Here is a 19,067-nt window from a genome sequence, read left to right as displayed (position 1 = left end):
TTAGTCTGTCAAATAAGAAGTTTATGAAGATACAACGTGAAGCCGTAATTGCCACCGCTTTGGACCTGCTGGACGAGGTAGGTGTAGAGGGTCTTACAATGCGCCGTCTTGCCCAGGAACTGGACATCAAAGCAGCATCACTGTATTGGCACTTCGCCAATAAGCAGGCTTTGATGAATGGCATAGCCGACGCTTTGATTGAAGGGGTCGCGCACGAGCATCAGGACGAACTGTCCCCCTCGACTGCTTGGTTCAATGCGGTCAGCGTGACCGCACATGAGATTCGAAATGCGCTGCTCAAGCGGCGGGACGGTGCACGCGTATATGCCGGCACCTACGTCATCACCGACAACACACTTCGCGTTGCCGAGGCGTTGATCGGCCCTTTGTACGAGGCTGGGGCCTCCACTCGGTTGGCGTCTTGGGGGGCCTTCAGCATCATCTATTACGTAATGGGCTTCGTGATGGAAGAGCAACCGCTGGCTGACCCTAGTGAAATATCGCTGGCCATCGCAACTCACCGTGACCAGTTTGAGGCTCTGGCGGCTAAGGGCTATCCACATGTTTTGGCTGCGGCAGCGGATTTATTCAGCCCGGATTTTGATGCGCGATTTGACGCTGGCCTCGATCTGCTGATCGCCGGTCTTCGCATGAAGATCGCAGAAAGTTCCCATGCTTGAACTGTAGTGGTTTAATCCCAGACACTGATTTAGGCGAGAATGCTCGCCATGGAGAAGTGTTTGATGAGCAAGCAAAGACGTACGTTTTCCCCTGAGTTCAAACAGCAGGTGGCATGCCTGGTACTGGATCAAGGATATAGCCATACGGAGGCAAGCCGGTCGGTCGGCATCGGCGAGTCATTGCTGCGCCACTGGCTGCAGCAGCTTCAGTTGGAGCGGCAAGGCATCACGCCACAGAGTAAGGTAATGACGCCTGATCAGCAGCGAATACAGGAACTCGAAGCGCGCATTGAGCGTCTCAGCTTGGCCCCCTATCATTGAGTAGATCGCGACGGCGTCGGCAAACAGCTAGTTGCGCCGGCCGCCTGTCCCAGCAACCCGCCGAAGCTCAACCAGCTTTTGCTCGTGCAGGGTAGGATTCTCTGCAGGGCAGGGGAGATAGACGGGCCAGACCCGAGCTCGTCGTTGGATCAGGCAGCTACGAGATCGCACACTAGGAGCGCGGCAGGACACCCAGGCCCTTAACCCGATCCATTGGTTTTTCATCCTTCAAGAACCATGGGTCAGGAGAGTCTAAGCTACTGATGACGATACGCTCCGAAAATGCCAGGCTCGCTCAATAGTGAGGCGTCTCGCGGCCGGAGACGCCATGCAGTGTCTACATTGGCACAGTCTTTCAGAGGCGGTACAGACTGCCGGAGCCAACGCTGTCCACCGGCGTGCCGTCCGTGCAGCCGGCCATCGGCAAACCCTGCGCCCATCCTGTGGCCAAGGCATGCACATCACGCAAGGGATCGGACGCCTTGGCGCGCTCATTGCGAATGCGGCAGGTTTCAGGATCAGTGGCAAACAGACCGCGCGCGAAAACTCGACCCTGCTCGGCCAGCTTCGCGGTCTTCGGCCCGCGGATCTGCGCGAAGCGCAGCAAGGCTGCATCGAGGCAGCCGTCCGTCCCAACCAGACACCGAGCCAGATGCCAGGCGTCTTCCAGCGCCTGACAGGCACCCTGGCCAGATGTCGGCAACGGCGCGTGCGCTGCATCCCCCACGAGCAGCACATTCGCCCGGCTCCATGTGTGCAGCGGCTCCAGGTCGTGCACGGCAATCAGTCGGATGGCATGCACCGGTGTCGCCTGGATGATGCGGGTGACAGGCTCCGGCCATCGCGCGAACAGATCCTCAATCTCCTTACGCATATCCGCTGCAGGCACCGCCCCCGGCAATGGCCGTGCCTGCGCCGCTGCCCAGTAGACCAAATCCGGCCGGACCGCCACGCAACCGAAGCGGTCACCCGAACCCCAATAATCCTGAATCGCGATATCGTCCACCAATGCACTCTCTCCCTGCGCCACACCCACCCAGTTCACGAAGCCCTGATAAACTGGCGTGTTGTCCCCCGCGACGAACGCGCGTGCCACCGAGTCCATGCGGCCATCGGCGCCGATTAGCAGATCCGGACGAATGCTTACCCCGTTTTCGAACCGCGCCGCGGCTTTGCCGCTAGCATCGAGGTTGATCGCCACCGCCCGATGCCCGAATTCTACCGGGATCCCGGCCTGTGCCACATGATCCAACAGTACCGCCTGCAAGTCCCGGCGCAAAATCGTATGGGTCGGATGTCCCATAATCTGGTCCAGCAGCGCAATATCCATACCCCCCAGGGAGTTGCCCGCGGCATCCCGACGGTGCATTGCCACCGGCCGGCCTCCCGCTGCAGCGATGTCTTGCAGCAGCCCTAGTTCCTCTAGCACAAAGCCGGCGTTGGGCCATAGCGTCACGCCAGCTCCCATGGTCGCAGGCCCCGCCCGGCGCTCATATACCCGGGGACTGTACCCCTGCTTGCTCAAGGCAAGCGCCACGCTCAACCCTGCAATGCCGCCGCCAAGTATTCCGATTTCCATGCTGAAGCTCTCCTATGCAATTCGTCCCGACGCACCGCCGACGGCGATCCATGGGACGAGACGGCATCTTAAATTCCGCCACTGTGGAGTACTAGTATGTAAAAATGGGCAGCTTTCATACCTTAATCGGGATAATAATGCGCAATGCCCTCGACCTGAATACCGTCCGTGTCTATGTGGCGGTCGTCGATGAACAAAGCTTTGCTGGCGCGGCACGTCTGCTGACCCTGCCATCATCCAACGTCAGCCGCCACGTCGCCTCGCTGGAGCGCATGCTGGGCGTCCGCTTGCTGGAACGCAGCACCCGCCACCTGCGCATGACGGAAGCTGGCAAGCTGCTCTACGAACGCGCAAAACCCTTGCTCGACGCCTTGCTCGCCACCGAGGAAGAGCTTGGCGCAGTGCAGCGTGAACTGCGTGGCCCCCTGAGGATGTGCATGGCAGGCGAAGCGCCAAGGCTGCTAGCGCCTATCCTGGCCGAATTCTGTAGCCTCCATCCCGGCGTCGAACTGGAATGCGACACGCGCCTGACCGGTCTGGAAGCTCTCCGGGAAGACATGGACCTGTCCATCGTCTTCCATCGTGGGCGCCAGGATGACAGTACCTTCATCACCCGCGAACTTGCTACGCTGCCCAGCATCGTGGTCGCGGCGCCCGCCCTGCTAGCTAAAACCGGAATACCGCGCCACGTGCGCGAACTTAGGTCATTGCCTTGCATTACCACCTTGAGCGCGTTAAAGGGCCAGCCCTGGCAGTTTCTCGACGCCGCAGGCGAAATCGTGAAGGTATCTGTGCGTAGCCGCTATCGTGTTAACAGCGGAGAACTGGCATTGGCGGGTGCGCGGCAAGGCATCGGCTTCGCGATCATGGCGGCATCTCCATGCCAGGAGGACCTTGCCGCGGGCCGGTTGCAGGAAGTGCCGCTGGACCTGTGCCCTGCGCCGCTGCAATTGCTTGGCGCGTACAGCCATCGGTATTCCGTGACCGCGCGGGTTCGGGCTTTACTGGATTTGATACAGGTACGGTTGAAAGGAGTCGGAAGCGGCACAAGATGAACATCGAATTAAGGAGCGCGCCCGAATAGCCGAATGTCTACTCCGGGTCTGCAGATTCAATCGAACAATACGACAATTTAACTTAAAAGCATCGTTGCAGAGCGGAAATGATGCGGAAGAGAACTCGAATCGATTGCGCCGCGACAAGCGAAACCCGAGATTGACGTCGCAAGGCGTTCTGCCATCGGAACGTTATTGCAGTAACCCGCCGAAGCCCAAGCAACTGCTGCTGGAGCGCGGCAGTAGTCTCTGCATGGCAGGGGATGGACGTTTCAGACGCGATCTCGTCGTTGGATCAGGCAGCTACGAGATCGCACGCCAGGTGCCTGGCAGGACACCCAGGCCCAACACGATCCATCGGATTTTCATCTTTTAGAATGACGGATCAGGAGAGTCTAAGTTACTCGTGGCGATTCAACCAGGGTCCGAACACGATCAATTATGCAATGCTTCGTCGGCTCTTACGTTGTCTATCTTTTGCCACACTGCTGTCCAATTGCGGTGCTCAAGTCGCTGTGCAGGCTTGCACGGCGGTGGCGCGCGATCTGGCCGGGTTCATCTGGGCAATCGGCCAGCCCATGCCCCAGCAACGGCCAAGACATAAAACGGAGCCAGTCATGAACCTACAGCGTCTCGGTAGAGGAAGGGGCAACGGTGGAAGAACCCTCGTCCGGGTTATGAGGCATCCAGTGATGGAATGAGCCTCGACACTAGAGTGAGGCATCCCCTTACTTATCATGTCCAGGAAGAGGTAGAAAAAACGCTCCAGAGCGTTGATCCGTTAGTGTGTTGTTGCCGGTACTGCTGTTAACCCGTCGGGCCATGTTCCAATCGGGCGGATCTACCGATTCTTATCCTGCGCTGGCCCGTGCTTTGATCAGACGTTCCAGTGCAGGTAACGCCGGACTGGCTAGCGTACGACTGACGTTGAAGCGCATCTTCGACGCGGCATGTCTTTCAGGCGAAAACAGGACGCCAGGCGCCAGCAGGTGACCCTGTTTCAACAGCTCGTCGGCCACCGGCATGGCGTCGAGATCGTGCGGCAGCGTCGCCCACACGTACATGCCCACGCTGGTATCGAGGTCCACGGTGCAGCCGAGCGCGCCCAGCGACTCGATGACCGGCTGCCGGCACTCGTCGAGCCGGCTGCGCAGCTGCGCGCAATGATGGCGGTAGGAGCCCTGTGACAGCAATTGGTAGATCACGCGCTCGCCGACCGACTGCGCCGCGATCTCGCTGACGGTCCGGTACACCTGCAGCCAATCCAGGATCTTCGCGTTTGCGCACATGTAACCGACTCGCAGACCAGGCGCGATCGTTTTCGAAAAACTGCCGATGTAGATGACGCGCTGCAGCTGATCCAGGCTCGCGAGCCGGGTCGCGGGGGTCGTGGCGCCGGGCGGCATTAGGTCGCTGTACGTGTCGTCCTCGACAATGATCAGGTCGAATTCTTCCGCCAGGCGCAGTATCTGGAAGGCCTTGTGCGGCGAGATGTGGCCGGACGTCGGGTTGTGCAGCACCGAATTGCAGAAGAAGAACCTCGGGCGATACTGCATGCAGTAGTCACGCAGGACATCGAGGTTCGGACCGTCGGCCTCGCGCGGTACCTTTAACATTTCCAGGCCGGAGGCCAACAGGCGGTCGCGCAGCAGGAAGGAACAAGGGTCTTCGACCAGCACATGCTCACCGGGTGTCCGCAGCCAGGCCAGGACGATCAGGTGCAGCGCATGCGTGGCCCCGGCCGTGACCATGATGCGTGCCACTGGCGCATCGATGTGCAGGTCGCGCAGCTTGGCCTGCAACTGTTGGCGCAACGGCAGATAGCCCAACGGGTCGCCGTAGCCCGTGAGGCTGCGCATGCTGCCCCGCGCCACGGAGCGCATGGCCTTGGCAAGGCCGGTCTCGTCCAGCCAGTCGGAGGGCAACAAGCCGAGGCCCGGCATGCTGGAGAGATTTCCGGCAGGCTGCACGAGCTGGAAACGCCACCAGGCAGGCAGCGTCGGCAGCGCGCCGATCTCGATGGGCACCTGCACCGGCCTGCGCTGCGCCCGAACGAAGAATCCCGACCCGGCGCGCGACTCTAGGTATCCGTGCGCGACCAGCTTGTCGTACGCGCGCGCGACTGTGTCCCTGCTCACTTCGCACTCGTCGGCCAGTTGGCGTACCGAGTGTATGCGTTTGGCCGGCGCGAGCCGGCCCAACTGGATCTCGGCAACGATGCGGTCAAAGATGCGGTCCACCAGCGACGTACGTTTGCCGCCTCCGGCCGCCGAGGTGAGCGCTTCCTTGTTGAACGTGATTGCAGGGCGATGAACGGGACGTCCGCGGGACATGAGGTCTCCTGGCAAGCGGCGCGAATTCCTACATGATGAATTCGTCAGTACGAAAAGGAGGATATGCGCCAATACTGTACTGTTGTTACAGGAGTATGACAGAATATATTGATGACACTAACTATCATTATAAAGGGTGTCCATCATGCATCGCAAGAATTCACGTTTAGCCTTACGCAAGCTGATTCTTCCCGGCGCGCTCGCCGGCATCTTCGCCTTGAGCGCGCCTTCCGGCGTCCATGCCCAGCAGGCTCCGGCCGCTGACAAAGGGGCTTCGTTGCATGACTACGACCTGAAAGCGGGTCTGCTAGTGCAGACGCTCGAAGCGATCGAAAACATCAGTGGCCGTCGCATCGATTTTGATCGCGCTGACCTGGCCAAGGGGCACGCCAAAGCGGTGAATGGCAACTTGAGCGCTGGTGCGGCCATCAGCCAGGCACTGGCGGGCACGCGCTACGTCCTGCAAGACGACGGCGTCGGCACCCTCTCCGTCACCTCGGGTGCGACGGTCGAAGTGGTGGCGCGGCGCGACCAGGCAGAGACGGAGTTCAAGGCTGACCGCTCGGATACCGCCACACGCGGCGGCACGAGCCTGCACATGGTGCCAGCCTCGGTCACCCTCATCACCAGCAAGGTGCTGGAATCGCAGCAGGCGACGGACCTGACCGAGGCGCTGCGCAACGTCAGCGGCATGAGCTTGGCCAAGACGCCGCAGAACAACACGACGTTCGGCGTGCGCGGCTTCGACGCGGGCTCGAACTCGAACGGCCTTACCGATAACAGCGCCGTTTACCGCAATGTGCTCGCCGTGGAGCGCGTCGAGGTGCTGAAGGGCCCGCAGGCGATCTTGTCCGGCGGCAATTCGCTGGGCGGCGCGGTGAACATCGTTGTCAAGAAGCCACAGACGAACGCGATCCGCGACCTGACCGTGCAATACGGGTCGTTCGGTGACAAGACGATCGGGGCTGACCTGTCGGGCAAAATCGGCGACGACGAACGACTATCGTACCGGACGGTCGGCAGCGTGCAGGACATGAGCCACAACCAGGCTGGCATGGATGGCAAGAAGAGCCGGTCGATCTTGCAGGCGCTGCGCTGGAAGGACGCGAAGACCGACTTCATCGCCAGTGCCGAATACTCGAACGACAAGAACCCGCTGGAGCGCTACACGTTCTCGCGCCGTGACGGCGTGATCCTGCCCGTGCCGACCCGGCTGCTGGGCAATCGCGCCGACGGCGTCGACGTCAAGGTGCGGCGTTTCGGTTACCAGTTGGAACACAAGTTCAGCGACGACTTCGTGCTGGTCAGCCGCCTGCAGGACACTCACCAGGATTTCGACCTGCACATCTCCTCGCCGAATGGTCTGACGTACGCGAGTGGTGCCGCGTCGGATTCGCCGAAACCCGAGATGCTGTTCTTCGCGTCGCGCGTTCTTCGGCCAGAGGACACACTCAGTGGCGACCACTACATGCGGCTCAACTTTGCGACGGGCGAGGTGCGCCACAAGCTCTCGGTCGGATTCAACCATACGAACGACGACCAGCGCCAGACGCAGTATTCCGGCGATTTCGTGCGCGTCCCGGTGTATTCGTCGACGCCGTACAACTTCCAGGATCTGCGCGAGCGCGCTACCACGCTGTCCTTGACCAGCGCATTGGGCCAGCGTCAGCGCGGCATCTACGCGCAGGACATGATGACTTACGAAAAGTGGAACCTGCTGCTCAACTGGCGGCGTACTAGCTACAGCACACCTGCGATCACGAGCACCTACTACGGCACGCCGGAAAATTTCGTGTTCCAGGATGCTGCCATGAAGATATATCACACGTCCCCAGGCGCCGGCCTGGTGTACCAGCTCAACGACGAGACGTCGCTGTACGCCAGTTACTCAGAGGGCTTCCAGCCGAATACGTCCTTGGCGTGCGGCGGCGGCTTTGTGCAGCCCATGCAGACTCACAACCGCGAAATCGGCGCCAAGTTTGACCTGTTCGACAGCAAATTCACCCTCACGACGAGCGCATTCTCGATGCAGCAATCGAACTCGCTGGTCTACGACCGCGTCAATGATTGTTACAACTCGCGACAGGCGCAGCGCACCCAAGGCGCCGAAATCGATGCGCAAGGCCGCCTGCTGCCGGGACTGGAAGCGATTTTCAACTACACCTACACGCAGGTCACGAACGTGAGCGACGCCACGGTGCAGTTCGCCGGGCAGCCGAAGCACAGGGCAAACCTGTGGGCCGTGTACAAATTCCAGCGGGCCGAACTGAAGGGCCTCGGCGTCGGCGTGGGGATCTCGGGGAAGAGCAGCAGCCTCGGATCGCTGTTCGAGCCGTTCACCCTGCCAGGAGGGGCCCAGGTAGATGCCAGCGTTTACTATACGACTGGGCCCTGGAGCGCGACGGTGGGTGTGAAGAACGTGTTCAACCGCCTGCTGTACGACACCACGACCACCGGCTCATACATCCCGGTCGTCACCAGCCGTGTGTACGCACTGACGGTCAAGCGCAGCTTCAAGTAACAACAGGGCACGAACGATGCATAAAACGCTGCAAGCACCACTCCGGCCCAGTCTTACCACCCTGGCGTTCAGCTACTGGCGACAGACGGGAAGCTGGAAAGTCTACACCATGCTCGCTGTCATGCTGGCCAGCATCTTCGGTAGCGCGTCGTTGTACATCTGGGCCAACCAGTTGACGGGCGAGGTGACGGACGCCCTGCTGACCATGAAATGGAACAATATCTGGCCGGTGCTGGCGGCGGCCGTCGTCGCCGGACTCTGCATCGCTGCGGTGGCGGTCGTCAGCTTGGCGGTACAGAATTTCCTTGAGCTCCGCTGGCGCACGTGGATGACCGAGAAATTCCAGCGAGAATGGCTGGCGGCGCATGCCTTCTACGACATCGAACAGGAAGGCATGCTGTCCAACGCCGACCAGCGAATCGCGGAAGATGTGCGCTTGTTTACGACGCTATCCCTCACCCTGTTCTTCAATTTCCTGAACATGGTCGTCAGCATGGTCAGCTATACCGCGCTGCTGTGGGGCATGTCGCGCGTGGTGCGGTTCGATATCTCTGGCACGACGTTCGCCATTCCCGGCACGCTGGTCTTCATCGCCTATGCCTACAACATCGGCAGCCTGACTCTGACGCACTGGGTCGGCAAGCGCCTCGTCGGCTTGAACATGGAAAAGCAGACCGTGGAAGCGGACTTCCGATTCGGCGCCATGCAGATCCGGGAAAACGCGGAGCAGATCGCCTTCTACGGCGGCGCCGAAACGGAGCGGCGCCGCCTGACCGGGCTTTTCGCCCGGGTTCGGCACAATACGACCGCGCTGATCGTCCGGCGTACCAAGGTCATGCTGACCTCGTCCGCGTACATGAGCCTGTTTACCGGCCTGCCGACCATCGCCGCGCTGCCGCTGTACCTGACCGGCCAGATCACGCTGGGCGGCGTGGTCAGCGTCGCCGGCGCGTTCGGCATGCTCAGCAATACGCTGAGCTTTTTCAGCCAGTCGTACCAGCCGGCCACCGAATGGATCGCCCTCGCTAACCGCCTGCGCGACCTGGAGTGGGCCATCCACAAGGCGCGCCTGCGCATGAGCGGCTTCACGTTGACGCACCAGCCGGTGCCAGTTTTGGCTACCGGCCCGCTGACGCTGCTCGATCCGATGCGGCGCACGCTGACGCGCCTTGGCCCGCTGCACATCGCGCCGGGCGAGCGCTGGATTGTGCGCGGCCCGTCCGGCGTCGGCAAGAGTACCTTGTTGCGCGTGCTCGCGGGCCTGTGGCCGTACGGTGACGGCGACGTGAAGTTCCCCGAAGGTGCGGCGGTGATGTTCGTTCCGCAGCGCAGCTACCTGCCAACGGGGCCGTTCAAGCAGGCGCTGTGCTATCCGCGTGTGGCCGAGGATTTCGACGACGATAGCTGCCACCGGGTACTTGCGCAATGCGGGCTCGACCAGCGGATCAAGGACCTGGCCGCCTACGACAACTGGCAGCATCAGCTGTCGGGCGGCGAGCAGCAACGGGTTGCGTTTGCGCGTGTCCTGCTGCATGTGCCGGATTTCGTCTTCCTCGACGAGGCGACCAGCGCGCTCGATCCCGAGTTGGAAACCCGTCTCTACACGGCCCTCGTCGAGTCGCTGCCGCATGCGGCGATCGTCAGCGTCGCGCACCGGCAGGATCTGGCCCGTTTCCACGACCATGTACTCGACATTGGCCCTGTAAGCGACGCCTCACCTAACCCCGATGGAACCCATAACTGTACTGAAACTACCTGCGGTACCGTCTGACAAAAATTGCCTATTGCTCCTGGATACATTCCGTGGCGTGACTGTTAATCTGGGCGTGCTGGCTTCTCGCAATCTGAATAGGAAACAAATATGACTTCGACCATCCTGAATACAACCGACGCGTCCTTCGAGACCGACGTCCTGAAGGTCCCTGGCCTCGTCCTGGTCGACTTCTGGGCCGATTGGTGCGGCCCATGCAAGGCGCTCGCCCCCATCCTTGCCGACCTCGCCGACGAATATCCTGAAGTGCGCGTCGTCAAGGTCAATGCGGACGAGAACCGGCAAGTCGGCGAACAGCTGGCCATTCGCGGCCTGCCGTCGCTGCTGCTGTTCTCGAACGGCGTGGAATGCGCCCGCCTGCTCGGCACCCAATCCAAAACACGGCTCGCGGCCCTGCTCGACGAGAAACTGGAGGCCTGAATGAGTCTGAACGCCTATCAATCCAATCCGGCGCTGCGCGACGCTGCCATCGAACGTCTGCGCCGGAATGCCGCATCCCAGGGCCTGGCCCCGGGACCGCTCAAGTGGGACGGCACCAAGGGCAGCTTGGTCGGCTGCATCCTTGAAAGCGACGATCTGACTCAATGGGAGCACACGCTCGGCCTGCCGCAATGGCTGGCAACGACCGCCGACGGCGTCGCCGCCGCCCAGGAATCTGTCGACGCTGCACTGGCGTTCGGTATCGACCTGCTGAGCGCCGTCCGTCCCGGGGTGGACGTGTCGCGAGTGGGCAGCGCCGTGGTCATGAGTGTCCTGGCCGATGCCGATGAATTCATCGGCAAGATGACGGACATTCCGGCCGAACTGAAACACCTTTCCGAACAGGTGCAGGATCTGCAACGCAGGGTGCTGGAAGGCGAACGCCCGGCACCGGCCGAATGGCGTCTCGTGCGCTGCGCCGCAACGGCGTTGACCGATACGGTTGAGCCGGAATTGCTGAAAAGCCTAGCGACATGCGTCGAGACTGCTGCTTGGGATCCGACGACGTCGAAGGCGGTCGTGTTCGACACCCTGCGCGTCTACAGCAAGGCCGCCGGTCACAAGGCTGATATGGAATCCGGCTTCACGGTCGAGCACGACAACGATATCCGCGCCCATCTCAAACTGATGTGGGACACGCACCTGGCTGCCAAGCCCGAGTTGCAGGAACAGGGTATCACCGTGTTCTCGCTACTCGAAGAGCACCATCCGGACGTCGCGGCCAAGGTCAAATGGAAAACGCAACTTGACCGTGACGCTTACGCCTACGCAAATCGCCGTGCCGCCGATGTCCTGATCGCACAACTGAAACGCACCTGAGCACCTACTTCACCATCCCATGACGACATTCGAAAAAATCCGAACCCACGAGATTCCGGACCTGCGCGCGACGGTTGAGGAATACGTCGAGCCTTCATCCGGTGCGCGCCACATCCACCTGGTCACGGAGCGCGGGGACCTGACGTTCCTCGTCGGCTTCCCGACTGTCCCGCAGACGAACGACGGCCGCGCGCACATCCTGGAACATCTCGCGTTGTGTGGCTCGCGTCGCTATCCGGTGCGCGATCCGTTCTTCTCGATGATGCGCCGTTCGACGGCCAGCTTCATGAACGCGATGACGTACGCAGACCGCACCGCGTATCCGTTCGCGAGCACGGACCGCAACGACTTTTTCAACCTGCTCGATGTGTACCTGGACGCCACGTTCTTCCCCCAGCTCGACTACCTGAACTTCTTGCAGGAAGGCTGGCGCTACACACTGGAGGACGGCAAGCTGGCTTACCAGGGCGTGGTCTTCAACGAAATGAAGGGTGCGTTCGCCGACCCGATGCGCGCACTGTATCGTGGCCTGACCGGGCATTTGCTCGCGGGCACGACGTACGAAGTCGAGTACGGTGGCGATCCGCTCGCCATCCCGGCGCTTACGCATGACATGCTGAAGGACTTCCATGCGACGCACTACCACCCGTCGCAGGCCGTCTTCATGTCGTCCGGACCGATCGCGGCGGCCGATGTGCAGCGCCGCATCGCCGAGCGAGTGCTGGTGGAACGCACCGGCAGCGCACCGCGCCGGCTGCCGCAGCTGGCCACGGTCGACGCACCACGCAAGGCCACCATCGCAATTCCGTCGCAGGCCGGAGAGAATGACAACGGGGTACAGATTGCGTGGATCCTCGGCGAGTCTGCCGATCCGACGGTGTACTACCACGCGGACCTGCTCCAGGCCGGGCTGATGGGCGACGCCTCGGCGCCGCTGCGCAAGGCCATGGAATCGGCCGGCTATGGCCGACCGGCCCGCATCAACGGCATGAGCCCGGACGCGCGCCAGATGCTGTTCCACGTCGGCATGGAAGGGCTCAAGAAGTCGCAATTAGCTCAGGCCCGTACCTTGCTCTGGGCCACGCTGGAACGTGTCGCCGACACCGGCGTGCCGGAGGAAACGCTACGGGCCGCCCTACGCGACATCACGTACGGTCAGCGCGATACATCGGGCGGCCAGATGCCCAATATCCTGTCGCGGATGCTCGCAGTCCTACCCGTCGCAATGCGTGGCGGCGACGTCGTCACTGCATTTGATAGCACGGCGATACTGGAACAGTTGCGCCGCGACGTCGCCGACCCTGACTTCTTCCGGGGCCTCGTGCGGAACCTGCTGGACAACCCGGCGCGGCTGGACGCAGACGTTCTGCCGGACTCTGACTATTTCAAGCAACGCGCCGCAACTGAGCGCGCCAAACTCGATTCCGCCCAGGCCACGCTGGCGTCCGCCGACCTGGAACGGATCGCCACCGATAACGCCGCGCTCGATGCTCTTCAGCGTCAATCGAGCGATTCATCCGTGTTACCACGCATCCGCCCGGGTGACGTCAGTGTCGAGCCGCTCGCACTACCGGATACCGGTGCCGCAGCAGATGGCAAGTATGTATTTTCGGTTCCCTCAAACGGCATTTCTTATGCCAGAGTCCAGGTCGACGTAAGCGCGTTGCCAGAGGCCGATTGGGCTTGGCTGCAGCTGTATGCGAGCCTGCGCGAAGACCTCGGTGTTGCGGACATGGGCTTCGAAGAGGCTGCCGCGTGGCGCCGCTCCCGCGTCGCCCGCCACGCCATCGGGGTCAACGCGGTGCAGAATACTCGAGCCGGGCTGCGCGTCTCCATGAACTTCTTCGCCAGCGCGCTGCGCGAGGAGCACGCGCAGATCGCGGAGATGCTCGACGCCTACGTCAACCGGCCTCGCTTCGATGAAGACGAGCGCATCCGCTTCCTCGTTGACCAGATGGCGCGTCAGCATCTCGACGGTCTTACCCAAGACGGTGACCGTTACGCACGCCTGGCTGCGACCGCCCCCGTATCGCCACTGCGTGCGTTCGAATACGCGACGGAAGGCGCACCCTTCGTCCCGTTCCTCACCGGCCTTCAGGCGCTGGTCGCTACGCCGGATGGCCTGCGCCAGGTCAGGGACCGCCTGGCCACCCTGCATGCGCGCATGGTGGAGTGCCCGCAAACGCTGCTGTGCACCGGTTCCGGCGACGATGCGCGGGCGCTCTCCAGCCTGTTTGAGGGGTTCGCAGCGCATGGCGCAGCCACGCGAGCGCTCCCGGCACCCGTGACTGCGCCGGCCGGCCTGGCGCTGTACGCCCCGAACCAGGTCAACCATTGCCATATCGCATGGGCGGCACCCGGCCAGTGCCACCGCGACGCGCCGGCGCTGGCAGTGGCGGCGCAGCTGCTGACGGCGCAACTGCTGCACCCGGCCGTGCGCGAACGCGGCGGCGCCTACGGCGGCTTTGCCGCTTACATGGAAGGTGCCGGTACGTTCACGATGAGCTCCTTCCGCGATCCGCGCCTGGCAGGTACCTATGCCGACTTTGCGACGGCGCTCGAGCGGGTGACGGATACAGCTTTCACGGAAGATCAACTGGAAGAGGCGATCATTTCGGTGCTCAAGAAGCTCGACCATCCGGCGTCGCCGTTCGACGCGGTGCTCACGGCCTGGGCGTTGCACCTGCGCGACATCGACCTGACGGTACGCCGGCAATTCCGTTTAGGCGTACTCGGATGCACGATCGGAGACGTCAAGGCTGCGGTGAAGCGTTGGCTCAAGGACGAGACACCGAGCCGCGCGGCGTCGGTCGGGAACGTCGAGCAGGACCTGGCCGGGCTGCGGGTGCTTGATCTGCTCGCGTACGGCAAGGGCAAGCCCGCGTCCATGCCGCCAAACTGACGGGCCGCAGCCCGTTTTGCACGACGACCTCTCCTGAGGTCGTTCTTTTCATCTGATTGCCTCGATGCTGACCTCATTGATCGCACCCCCGATGACATCCTACTGCGCAATTCACATTTCCGGCGGTTCAGGATTAAAATCGGTAAGCTGGGTAAATCGTTGTCAGCGGCAGAACCGTATTTCCAGCTATGGCAGTAATTAAGATTGATCCCGTATAAGATATATGCGGCTGAATTTTTCTTCGCCGGTTGGGGGACTCGCACAGTGTGGTTGTAGCGCTCAATGTAGGCGTTCTGCCGCGGCTGTCCAGGCTGTAGCGGCTGTCCAGGCTGTAAAAGTCAATTCGTATGGCGCGCCTGGCGGCCCAGGCCAGAGCCACAGCGCGGATGTACTAGCAACCAATGATCAGCAGCTTGACTCGCTATTCAATGATCCTCTCGAGCAATCAAATCAAGCATTACGAGGGAAGTGAGAAGTCGACCTTGATACCGAGTCCTTCGCGGACGCTGCGTGCGCAGACCCATTTATCCACCGGTGGCTGCGTATATGCCCACGGCCGGGAGTGCGATCTGCGCCCATGTTTAGTCTCGAAGCCGATACTGACCATGGGGGCAGATATCAGCAGGATGGTGCCGCTGGCGCCGGTCAGCCCCTGAGAACGATGTCGGTCATGGCGGTGCCGCACACCAGGAGTTAAGTGCAATCTTCAGGTAGGCAATGCCGTTTGGTTCAGTCTCTGGCAGTCGACCCACGCGGATGTTTTTCTGAACGGAAGGCAGCATCAGTGCCGGCAGTGCAAGCCCGGCGTCGCGCGCGGTGCGTATCGCAACGAAGTTATCCTCGGTTGCTTCGCCTATCACGTGAAGGTTGAGCGCACGTTGGGCAGCGACTGTCGTGGCAAACTACGTTGGACATCCGCCGGGATGATAGTCGTGTCCGGTGTGCAAGATTGTGTCGCAGGGCAGGTACAATACCTTGCGAATCGACTAGTGCAGCTGACGCGCATCCCCGTCTGGAAAATCGCAGTGGGTCGTACCGAATCGGGCATAAAAAGGTGTCGCCAACGAAAGCCGCACGCGGAGTATCAGGGCTTTCGGCATGCGCAACCAGGTAGCTCAGGCAGGCCGGCGTGCTGCCTGCCGTGTGTATGGCGGCCAAGGTGAGGGCGCCAAGGCGAATCGTTTCGCCGTCTGCAAAGAGCCGATCGAATTATGAGCCATCGGTCGGAAAGTCCGGTGGAAGATTGAACAGCCTGGCGAACGTCGACTGTACTTCGGTGATTCGTGCGCCGGTGCCGGTGCGGCCACGGAACCTGTCCTTGATGAAAGCGGCGCCGTCAGCTGATTGACATGTACATACGTCTCCAAGATCCACATCAGCTTGCCGTCGAGGGCGCGAATGTGCGCAATCAATGCGTCGGCGACGGTGTGACTGATCGTACCCGAACCAGTGGTGTAGCCTCCCACCGTGTCAACCAGCGTACACTCGCGGCTCTTCGGGGCCATCACCAGATAGCTGGCGGTGCCCGTCGCCTCGTCGAAACGGGGTTCGACGAGTAGCGTCTCCGGCGAACGGTGACTGGGATATATGGTTGCTGTCATATGAGCCGCGTGATCTCGGGAAAGCCTCGAGCATAGCGCATGCAGGCTGCACAAATCGGTACGGTTATGACGGAAATGCGCAGTGCCGTACTGTGTGCAGCGCACGGGAAAAACCCAATTCCGTCTGGATTACACGGTAATGACAGTATGGCCGAAATCGTCAATTTCGTCACGATCGAACCTCTCCGGCCCGTCTTAAGATGGGTGCTTCCACAAGAGGGAGTCACACTTGAAGATCACTATGAAATGCAACGATGGCGCAGCAGGCTCGCTGGCCACAACCCGTACCGCTTGCATCGCGGTCGGGGTATTCGAAGACGGCGTCCTGACCCGCGAGGCCGAGCTGCTCGACGCCAGTGGCGCGATCACTGCTGCCGTGGCGGCAAAGGACGTCAGCGGCAAGCCTGGCTCAAGCCTCCTGCTGCGCCAAGTGGAGGGGATTGAGGCCCAACGCTTGCTGCTGGTGGGCCTCGGCCACCACCACACCCTGAGCGACGCAGTCTTCGCCAAGGCTATTCGGACCGCGCTGCGCTGCTTTCAGCAACTGAGCGCGGACGAAGCCATCCTGGCGCTGCCTCTGGCGAGCGTCGAGGGCCGTGACGCAGCTTGGGCGATCCGACACACAGCCCAGACCGCGCACGAGCTGGCATATCGGCGAGATCGCCTGAAAAGCGAACCTGCGACGCTGCCTGCCGGTGTCGCCAGCCTGGTGCTGTGGCATCCGCCGACCGATGCCGCCCAGGCGGCTCTTGCCGAAGGCCTTGCCACTGGAGAAGGCACGGCACTGGCGCGCGAATTGGGCGACCTGCCGCCGAACATCTGCTCGCCGACCTACTTGGCCGAGCGCGCCGGCAAGCTGGCGGCGGATTACCACTTTGAACTGGAGGTGCTGGACCGCGCCGCGCTCGCCGAGCTGAAGATGAACGCCTATCTGGCGGTTGCGGACGGCAGCGAAGCGTCGCCGGCCTTCTTCGTGCTACGCCACCGGGGCGGGACGCCGGGTGAGGCGCCCGTAGTGCTGGTTGGTAAAGGCCTGACGTTCGACAGCGGCGGCATTTCCATCAAACCTAGCGCTGCGATGGACGAGATGAAGTACGACATGGCGGGCGCGGCTTGCGTGCTGGGCGTGTTCCGTGCCATCGGCGAAATGAAGCTGGCGCTGAACGTCGTCGGCATCGTCGCAGCCTGCGAAAACATGCCGTCGGGACGTGCCACGCGGCCTGGCGATATCGTCACCTCGATGAATGGCCTGACCATTGAAGTGCTCAACACCGATGCGGAGGGACGACTCGTTCTGTGCGATGCGCTGACCTATGCGGAACGTTTTGAGCCCGCTGCCGTCATCGACATCGCCACGCTGACAGGCGCTTGCGTGGTAGCGCTGGGTCACCACAACAGCGGCCTGTTCACGCGCACCAGTCCCGCACACGAGCACTTGGCCGCGGCGCTGCTGGCGGCCAGTAAACAGTCCGGCGATCCGATCTGGCGCATGCCCGTCGAGGAACCGTACTTCGAACAGCTCAAAAGCGAATTCGCCGATCTCGCCAACATCGGCAGCCCCGGCGGCGGTGCCATCGTCGCTGCGGCTTTCCTAGAGCGGTTCACCCGGAAGTACATCTGGGCCCACCTCGACGTCGCAGGTACGGCATGGAAGTCCGGCGCCGACAAGGGCGCGACGGGGCGTCCGGTGCCCCTACTAGCCCGCTGGCTGTGCAATCTCGCGCAAGAGCGCAGGCAGGAGAAAAGCGCATGAAGCCGACCATCCACGCCCGTGTCATGATCCTCGGTTCTGGACCCGCCGGCTACAGCGCCGCCGTCTACGCCGCGCGCGCCAACCTGGAACCGATGCTGTTGACCGGCCTGCAGCAGGGTGGCCAATTGATGACCACCACCGACGTCGAAAACTGGCCCGGTGATCCGCTTGGCGTGCAAGGGCCCGCACTCATGGAACGCCTGGGCCAGCACGCCGCGCGATTCAAGACGGCGCTGGCGTCCGATCACATCCACACTGCGCACCTGGGCGAAAAACCGTTCCGGCTGGAGGGCGACAGCGGTACCTATACGTGCGACGCTCTGATCATCGCCACCGGCGCCTCGGCCCGCTACCTCGGTCTCGCCTCCGAGCAGGCCTATATGGGACGCGGCGTGTCCGCCTGTGCCACCTGCGACGGTTTTTTTTTCCGCAGCCTGGATGTACTGGTCGTCGGTGGCGGAAACACGGCCGTGGAGGAAGCCTTGTACCTGGCGAACATCGCGCGCAAGGTCACACTGGTGCACCGGCGCGACCTCCTGCGTGCCGAGCCGATTCTCGTCGATCGGCTGATGGCGCGGGTGGAGGAAGGCAGAATAGACCTGAAGTTCAATCAGACCTTGCACGAGGTAGTCGGTGACGGCAGTAAAGTTACCGGCGTCGTGCTGGCATCGACTGCGGATGGGCAAATCAGCCGAATCGACGTCGCTGGCGTGTTCGTGGCGATTGGGCACCAGCCCAATACGGATCTGTTTGCCGGACAGCTGGAGATGTGCGACGGTTACATTGTCACGCTCGGAGGACGCGACGGCATGGTCACCGCGACCAGTGTGCCGGGCGTGTTCGCGGCCGGGGACGTGCAGGACCACGTGTATCGCCAGGCCATTACCAGCGCCGCCACCGGCTGCATGGCAGCGCTCGATGCACAGCGCTATTTCGAAACGCTGCCGGATTGAGCATGGACCATCGGGTCAGGCGGACGGTGTATGCCGGATGCCTCCGAACTGAACTAATTTCTGGCAGCAGCCTGCGCGGACGACACGCAATTGCAATGTTTGAGCAGTTTTTCGGCGAACGGCAACGCGGAGACGTCGTCGGGCTAGGTTGAGGGTGGATGTTGCACTCCTGATTTTGGCCGTTGCTCGATGACCGGCTGGCGACACTCGAAGAGTTGCTGCACGGAATGAAGACGGTAGCCGGCCGCCATGGTGCCTGCTTGAATCGCTGAGACCACATTATTAAAAATTTTGGCGGC

At 61.9% G+C, this 19,067-nt stretch carries 11 protein-coding genes and 3 pseudogenes; 10 read left to right on the top strand and 4 right to left on the bottom strand.

The features are described from left to right. Positions 1-23 precede the first annotated feature (23 nt). Positions 24-680 carry a TetR/AcrR family transcriptional regulator C-terminal domain-containing protein gene (locus BLU39_RS17990; RefSeq protein WP_092715397.1) on the top strand — a complete coding sequence of 219 codons (657 nt, stop codon included), beginning with the start codon at positions 24-26 and terminating at the stop codon, positions 678-680. Between the two features lie 63 nt (positions 681-743). Then, positions 744-980 (top strand): annotated as a pseudogene (locus BLU39_RS17985) (transposase); the annotation flags it as partial. Positions 981-1,356: 376 nt separating this feature from the next. Here the strand turns inward: BLU39_RS17985 and BLU39_RS17980 are convergent. Continuing rightward, entirely contained in the window at positions 1,357-2,580 is a 1,224-nt protein-coding gene (locus BLU39_RS17980; protein ID WP_092715395.1) for an FAD-dependent monooxygenase, read from the bottom strand. A gap of 137 nt (positions 2,581-2,717) precedes the next feature. On the opposite strand from BLU39_RS17980, the gene BLU39_RS17975 reads away from it, so the two are divergent. Next, on the top strand, positions 2,718-3,635 hold the full coding sequence (locus BLU39_RS17975; protein ID WP_092715757.1) for a LysR family transcriptional regulator: 918 nt from the start codon (positions 2,718-2,720) through the stop codon (positions 3,633-3,635). Between the two features lie 851 nt (positions 3,636-4,486). Here the strand turns inward: BLU39_RS17975 and BLU39_RS17970 are convergent. Further along, on the bottom strand, positions 4,487-5,968 hold the full coding sequence (locus tag BLU39_RS17970; RefSeq protein ID WP_092715393.1) for an aminotransferase-like domain-containing protein: 1,482 nt from the start codon (positions 5,966-5,968) through the stop codon (positions 4,487-4,489). A 145-nt stretch (positions 5,969-6,113) separates the two neighbouring features. On the opposite strand from BLU39_RS17970, the gene BLU39_RS17965 reads away from it, so the two are divergent. The 5 genes from BLU39_RS17965 (at position 6,114) to BLU39_RS17945 (ending at position 14,461) form a co-directional block, all read left to right on the top strand. Continuing rightward, complete coding sequence (locus BLU39_RS17965) at positions 6,114-8,489, top strand: TonB-dependent siderophore receptor (RefSeq protein WP_092715391.1); 2,376 nt, start codon at positions 6,114-6,116, stop codon at positions 8,487-8,489. A gap of 16 nt (positions 8,490-8,505) precedes the next feature. Then, positions 8,506-10,260 (top strand): ABC transporter ATP-binding protein/permease, encoded by a 1,755-nt coding sequence (locus tag BLU39_RS17960; RefSeq protein WP_092715389.1) that lies wholly within the window; start codon positions 8,506-8,508, stop codon positions 10,258-10,260. 90 nt (positions 10,261-10,350) lie between these two features. Beyond that, positions 10,351-10,680, top strand: coding sequence for a thioredoxin (trxA, locus tag BLU39_RS17955; protein ID WP_092715386.1), 330 nt, complete (start codon positions 10,351-10,353; stop codon positions 10,678-10,680). Then, positions 10,681-11,559 carry a hypothetical protein gene (locus BLU39_RS17950; RefSeq protein ID WP_092715384.1) on the top strand — a complete coding sequence of 293 codons (879 nt, stop codon included), beginning with the start codon at positions 10,681-10,683 and terminating at the stop codon, positions 11,557-11,559. A gap of 19 nt (positions 11,560-11,578) precedes the next feature. Next, positions 11,579-14,461: an insulinase family protein gene (locus BLU39_RS17945; protein WP_092715382.1), complete on the top strand. Its 2,883-nt coding sequence runs from the start codon at positions 11,579-11,581 to the stop codon at positions 14,459-14,461. Between the two features lie 257 nt (positions 14,462-14,718). Here BLU39_RS17945 and BLU39_RS29015 read toward each other — a convergent pair. Both BLU39_RS29015 and BLU39_RS29010 read right to left on the bottom strand, forming a co-directional pair. Then, positions 14,719-14,963 (bottom strand): annotated as a pseudogene (locus tag BLU39_RS29015) (IS3 family transposase); the annotation flags it as partial. A gap of 166 nt (positions 14,964-15,129) precedes the next feature. Then, positions 15,130-16,062, bottom strand: a pseudogene (locus BLU39_RS29010) (MBL fold metallo-hydrolase). A gap of 241 nt (positions 16,063-16,303) precedes the next feature. Here BLU39_RS29010 and BLU39_RS17935 point away from each other — a divergent pair. Both BLU39_RS17935 and trxB read left to right on the top strand, forming a co-directional pair. Next, on the top strand, positions 16,304-17,815 hold the full coding sequence (locus BLU39_RS17935) for a leucyl aminopeptidase (RefSeq protein WP_092715380.1): 1,512 nt from the start codon (positions 16,304-16,306) through the stop codon (positions 17,813-17,815). Then, complete coding sequence (gene trxB, locus BLU39_RS17930) at positions 17,812-18,768, top strand: thioredoxin-disulfide reductase (protein ID WP_092715378.1); 957 nt, start codon at positions 17,812-17,814, stop codon at positions 18,766-18,768. The genes BLU39_RS17935 and trxB overlap by 4 nt, the downstream gene beginning before the upstream one ends. Positions 18,769-19,067 lie beyond the last annotated feature (299 nt).

This window comes from Janthinobacterium sp. OK676 (assembly GCF_900103595.1).
Lineage (GTDB): Bacteria > Pseudomonadota > Gammaproteobacteria > Burkholderiales > Burkholderiaceae_D > Janthinobacterium.
This window is presented reverse-complemented; position numbering and strand designations above follow the sequence as displayed.

What these genes read in the sequence shown, in the direction of transcription:
- BLU39_RS17970 (WP_092715393.1), bottom strand. Translation starts at nt 5,968, where the DNA reads ATGTCCCGCGGACGTCCCGTTCATCGCCCTGCAATCACGTTCAACAAG.
- BLU39_RS17935 (WP_092715380.1), top strand. Translation starts at nt 16,304, where the DNA reads ATGAAATGCAACGATGGCGCAGCAGGCTCGCTGGCCACAACCCGTACC.
- BLU39_RS17960 (WP_092715389.1), top strand. Translation starts at nt 8,506, where the DNA reads ATGCATAAAACGCTGCAAGCACCACTCCGGCCCAGTCTTACCACCCTG.
- trxB (WP_092715378.1), top strand. Translation starts at nt 17,812, where the DNA reads ATGAAGCCGACCATCCACGCCCGTGTCATGATCCTCGGTTCTGGACCC.
- BLU39_RS17950 (WP_092715384.1), top strand. Translation starts at nt 10,681, where the DNA reads ATGAGTCTGAACGCCTATCAATCCAATCCGGCGCTGCGCGACGCTGCC.
- BLU39_RS17945 (WP_092715382.1), top strand. Translation starts at nt 11,579, where the DNA reads ATGACGACATTCGAAAAAATCCGAACCCACGAGATTCCGGACCTGCGC.
- BLU39_RS17980 (WP_092715395.1), bottom strand. Translation starts at nt 2,580, where the DNA reads ATGGAAATCGGAATACTTGGCGGCGGCATTGCAGGGTTGAGCGTGGCG.
- BLU39_RS17965 (WP_092715391.1), top strand. Translation starts at nt 6,114, where the DNA reads ATGCATCGCAAGAATTCACGTTTAGCCTTACGCAAGCTGATTCTTCCC.
- trxA (WP_092715386.1), top strand. Translation starts at nt 10,351, where the DNA reads ATGACTTCGACCATCCTGAATACAACCGACGCGTCCTTCGAGACCGAC.
- BLU39_RS17990 (WP_092715397.1), top strand. Translation starts at nt 24, where the DNA reads ATGAAGATACAACGTGAAGCCGTAATTGCCACCGCTTTGGACCTGCTG.
- BLU39_RS17975 (WP_092715757.1), top strand. Translation starts at nt 2,718, where the DNA reads ATGCGCAATGCCCTCGACCTGAATACCGTCCGTGTCTATGTGGCGGTC.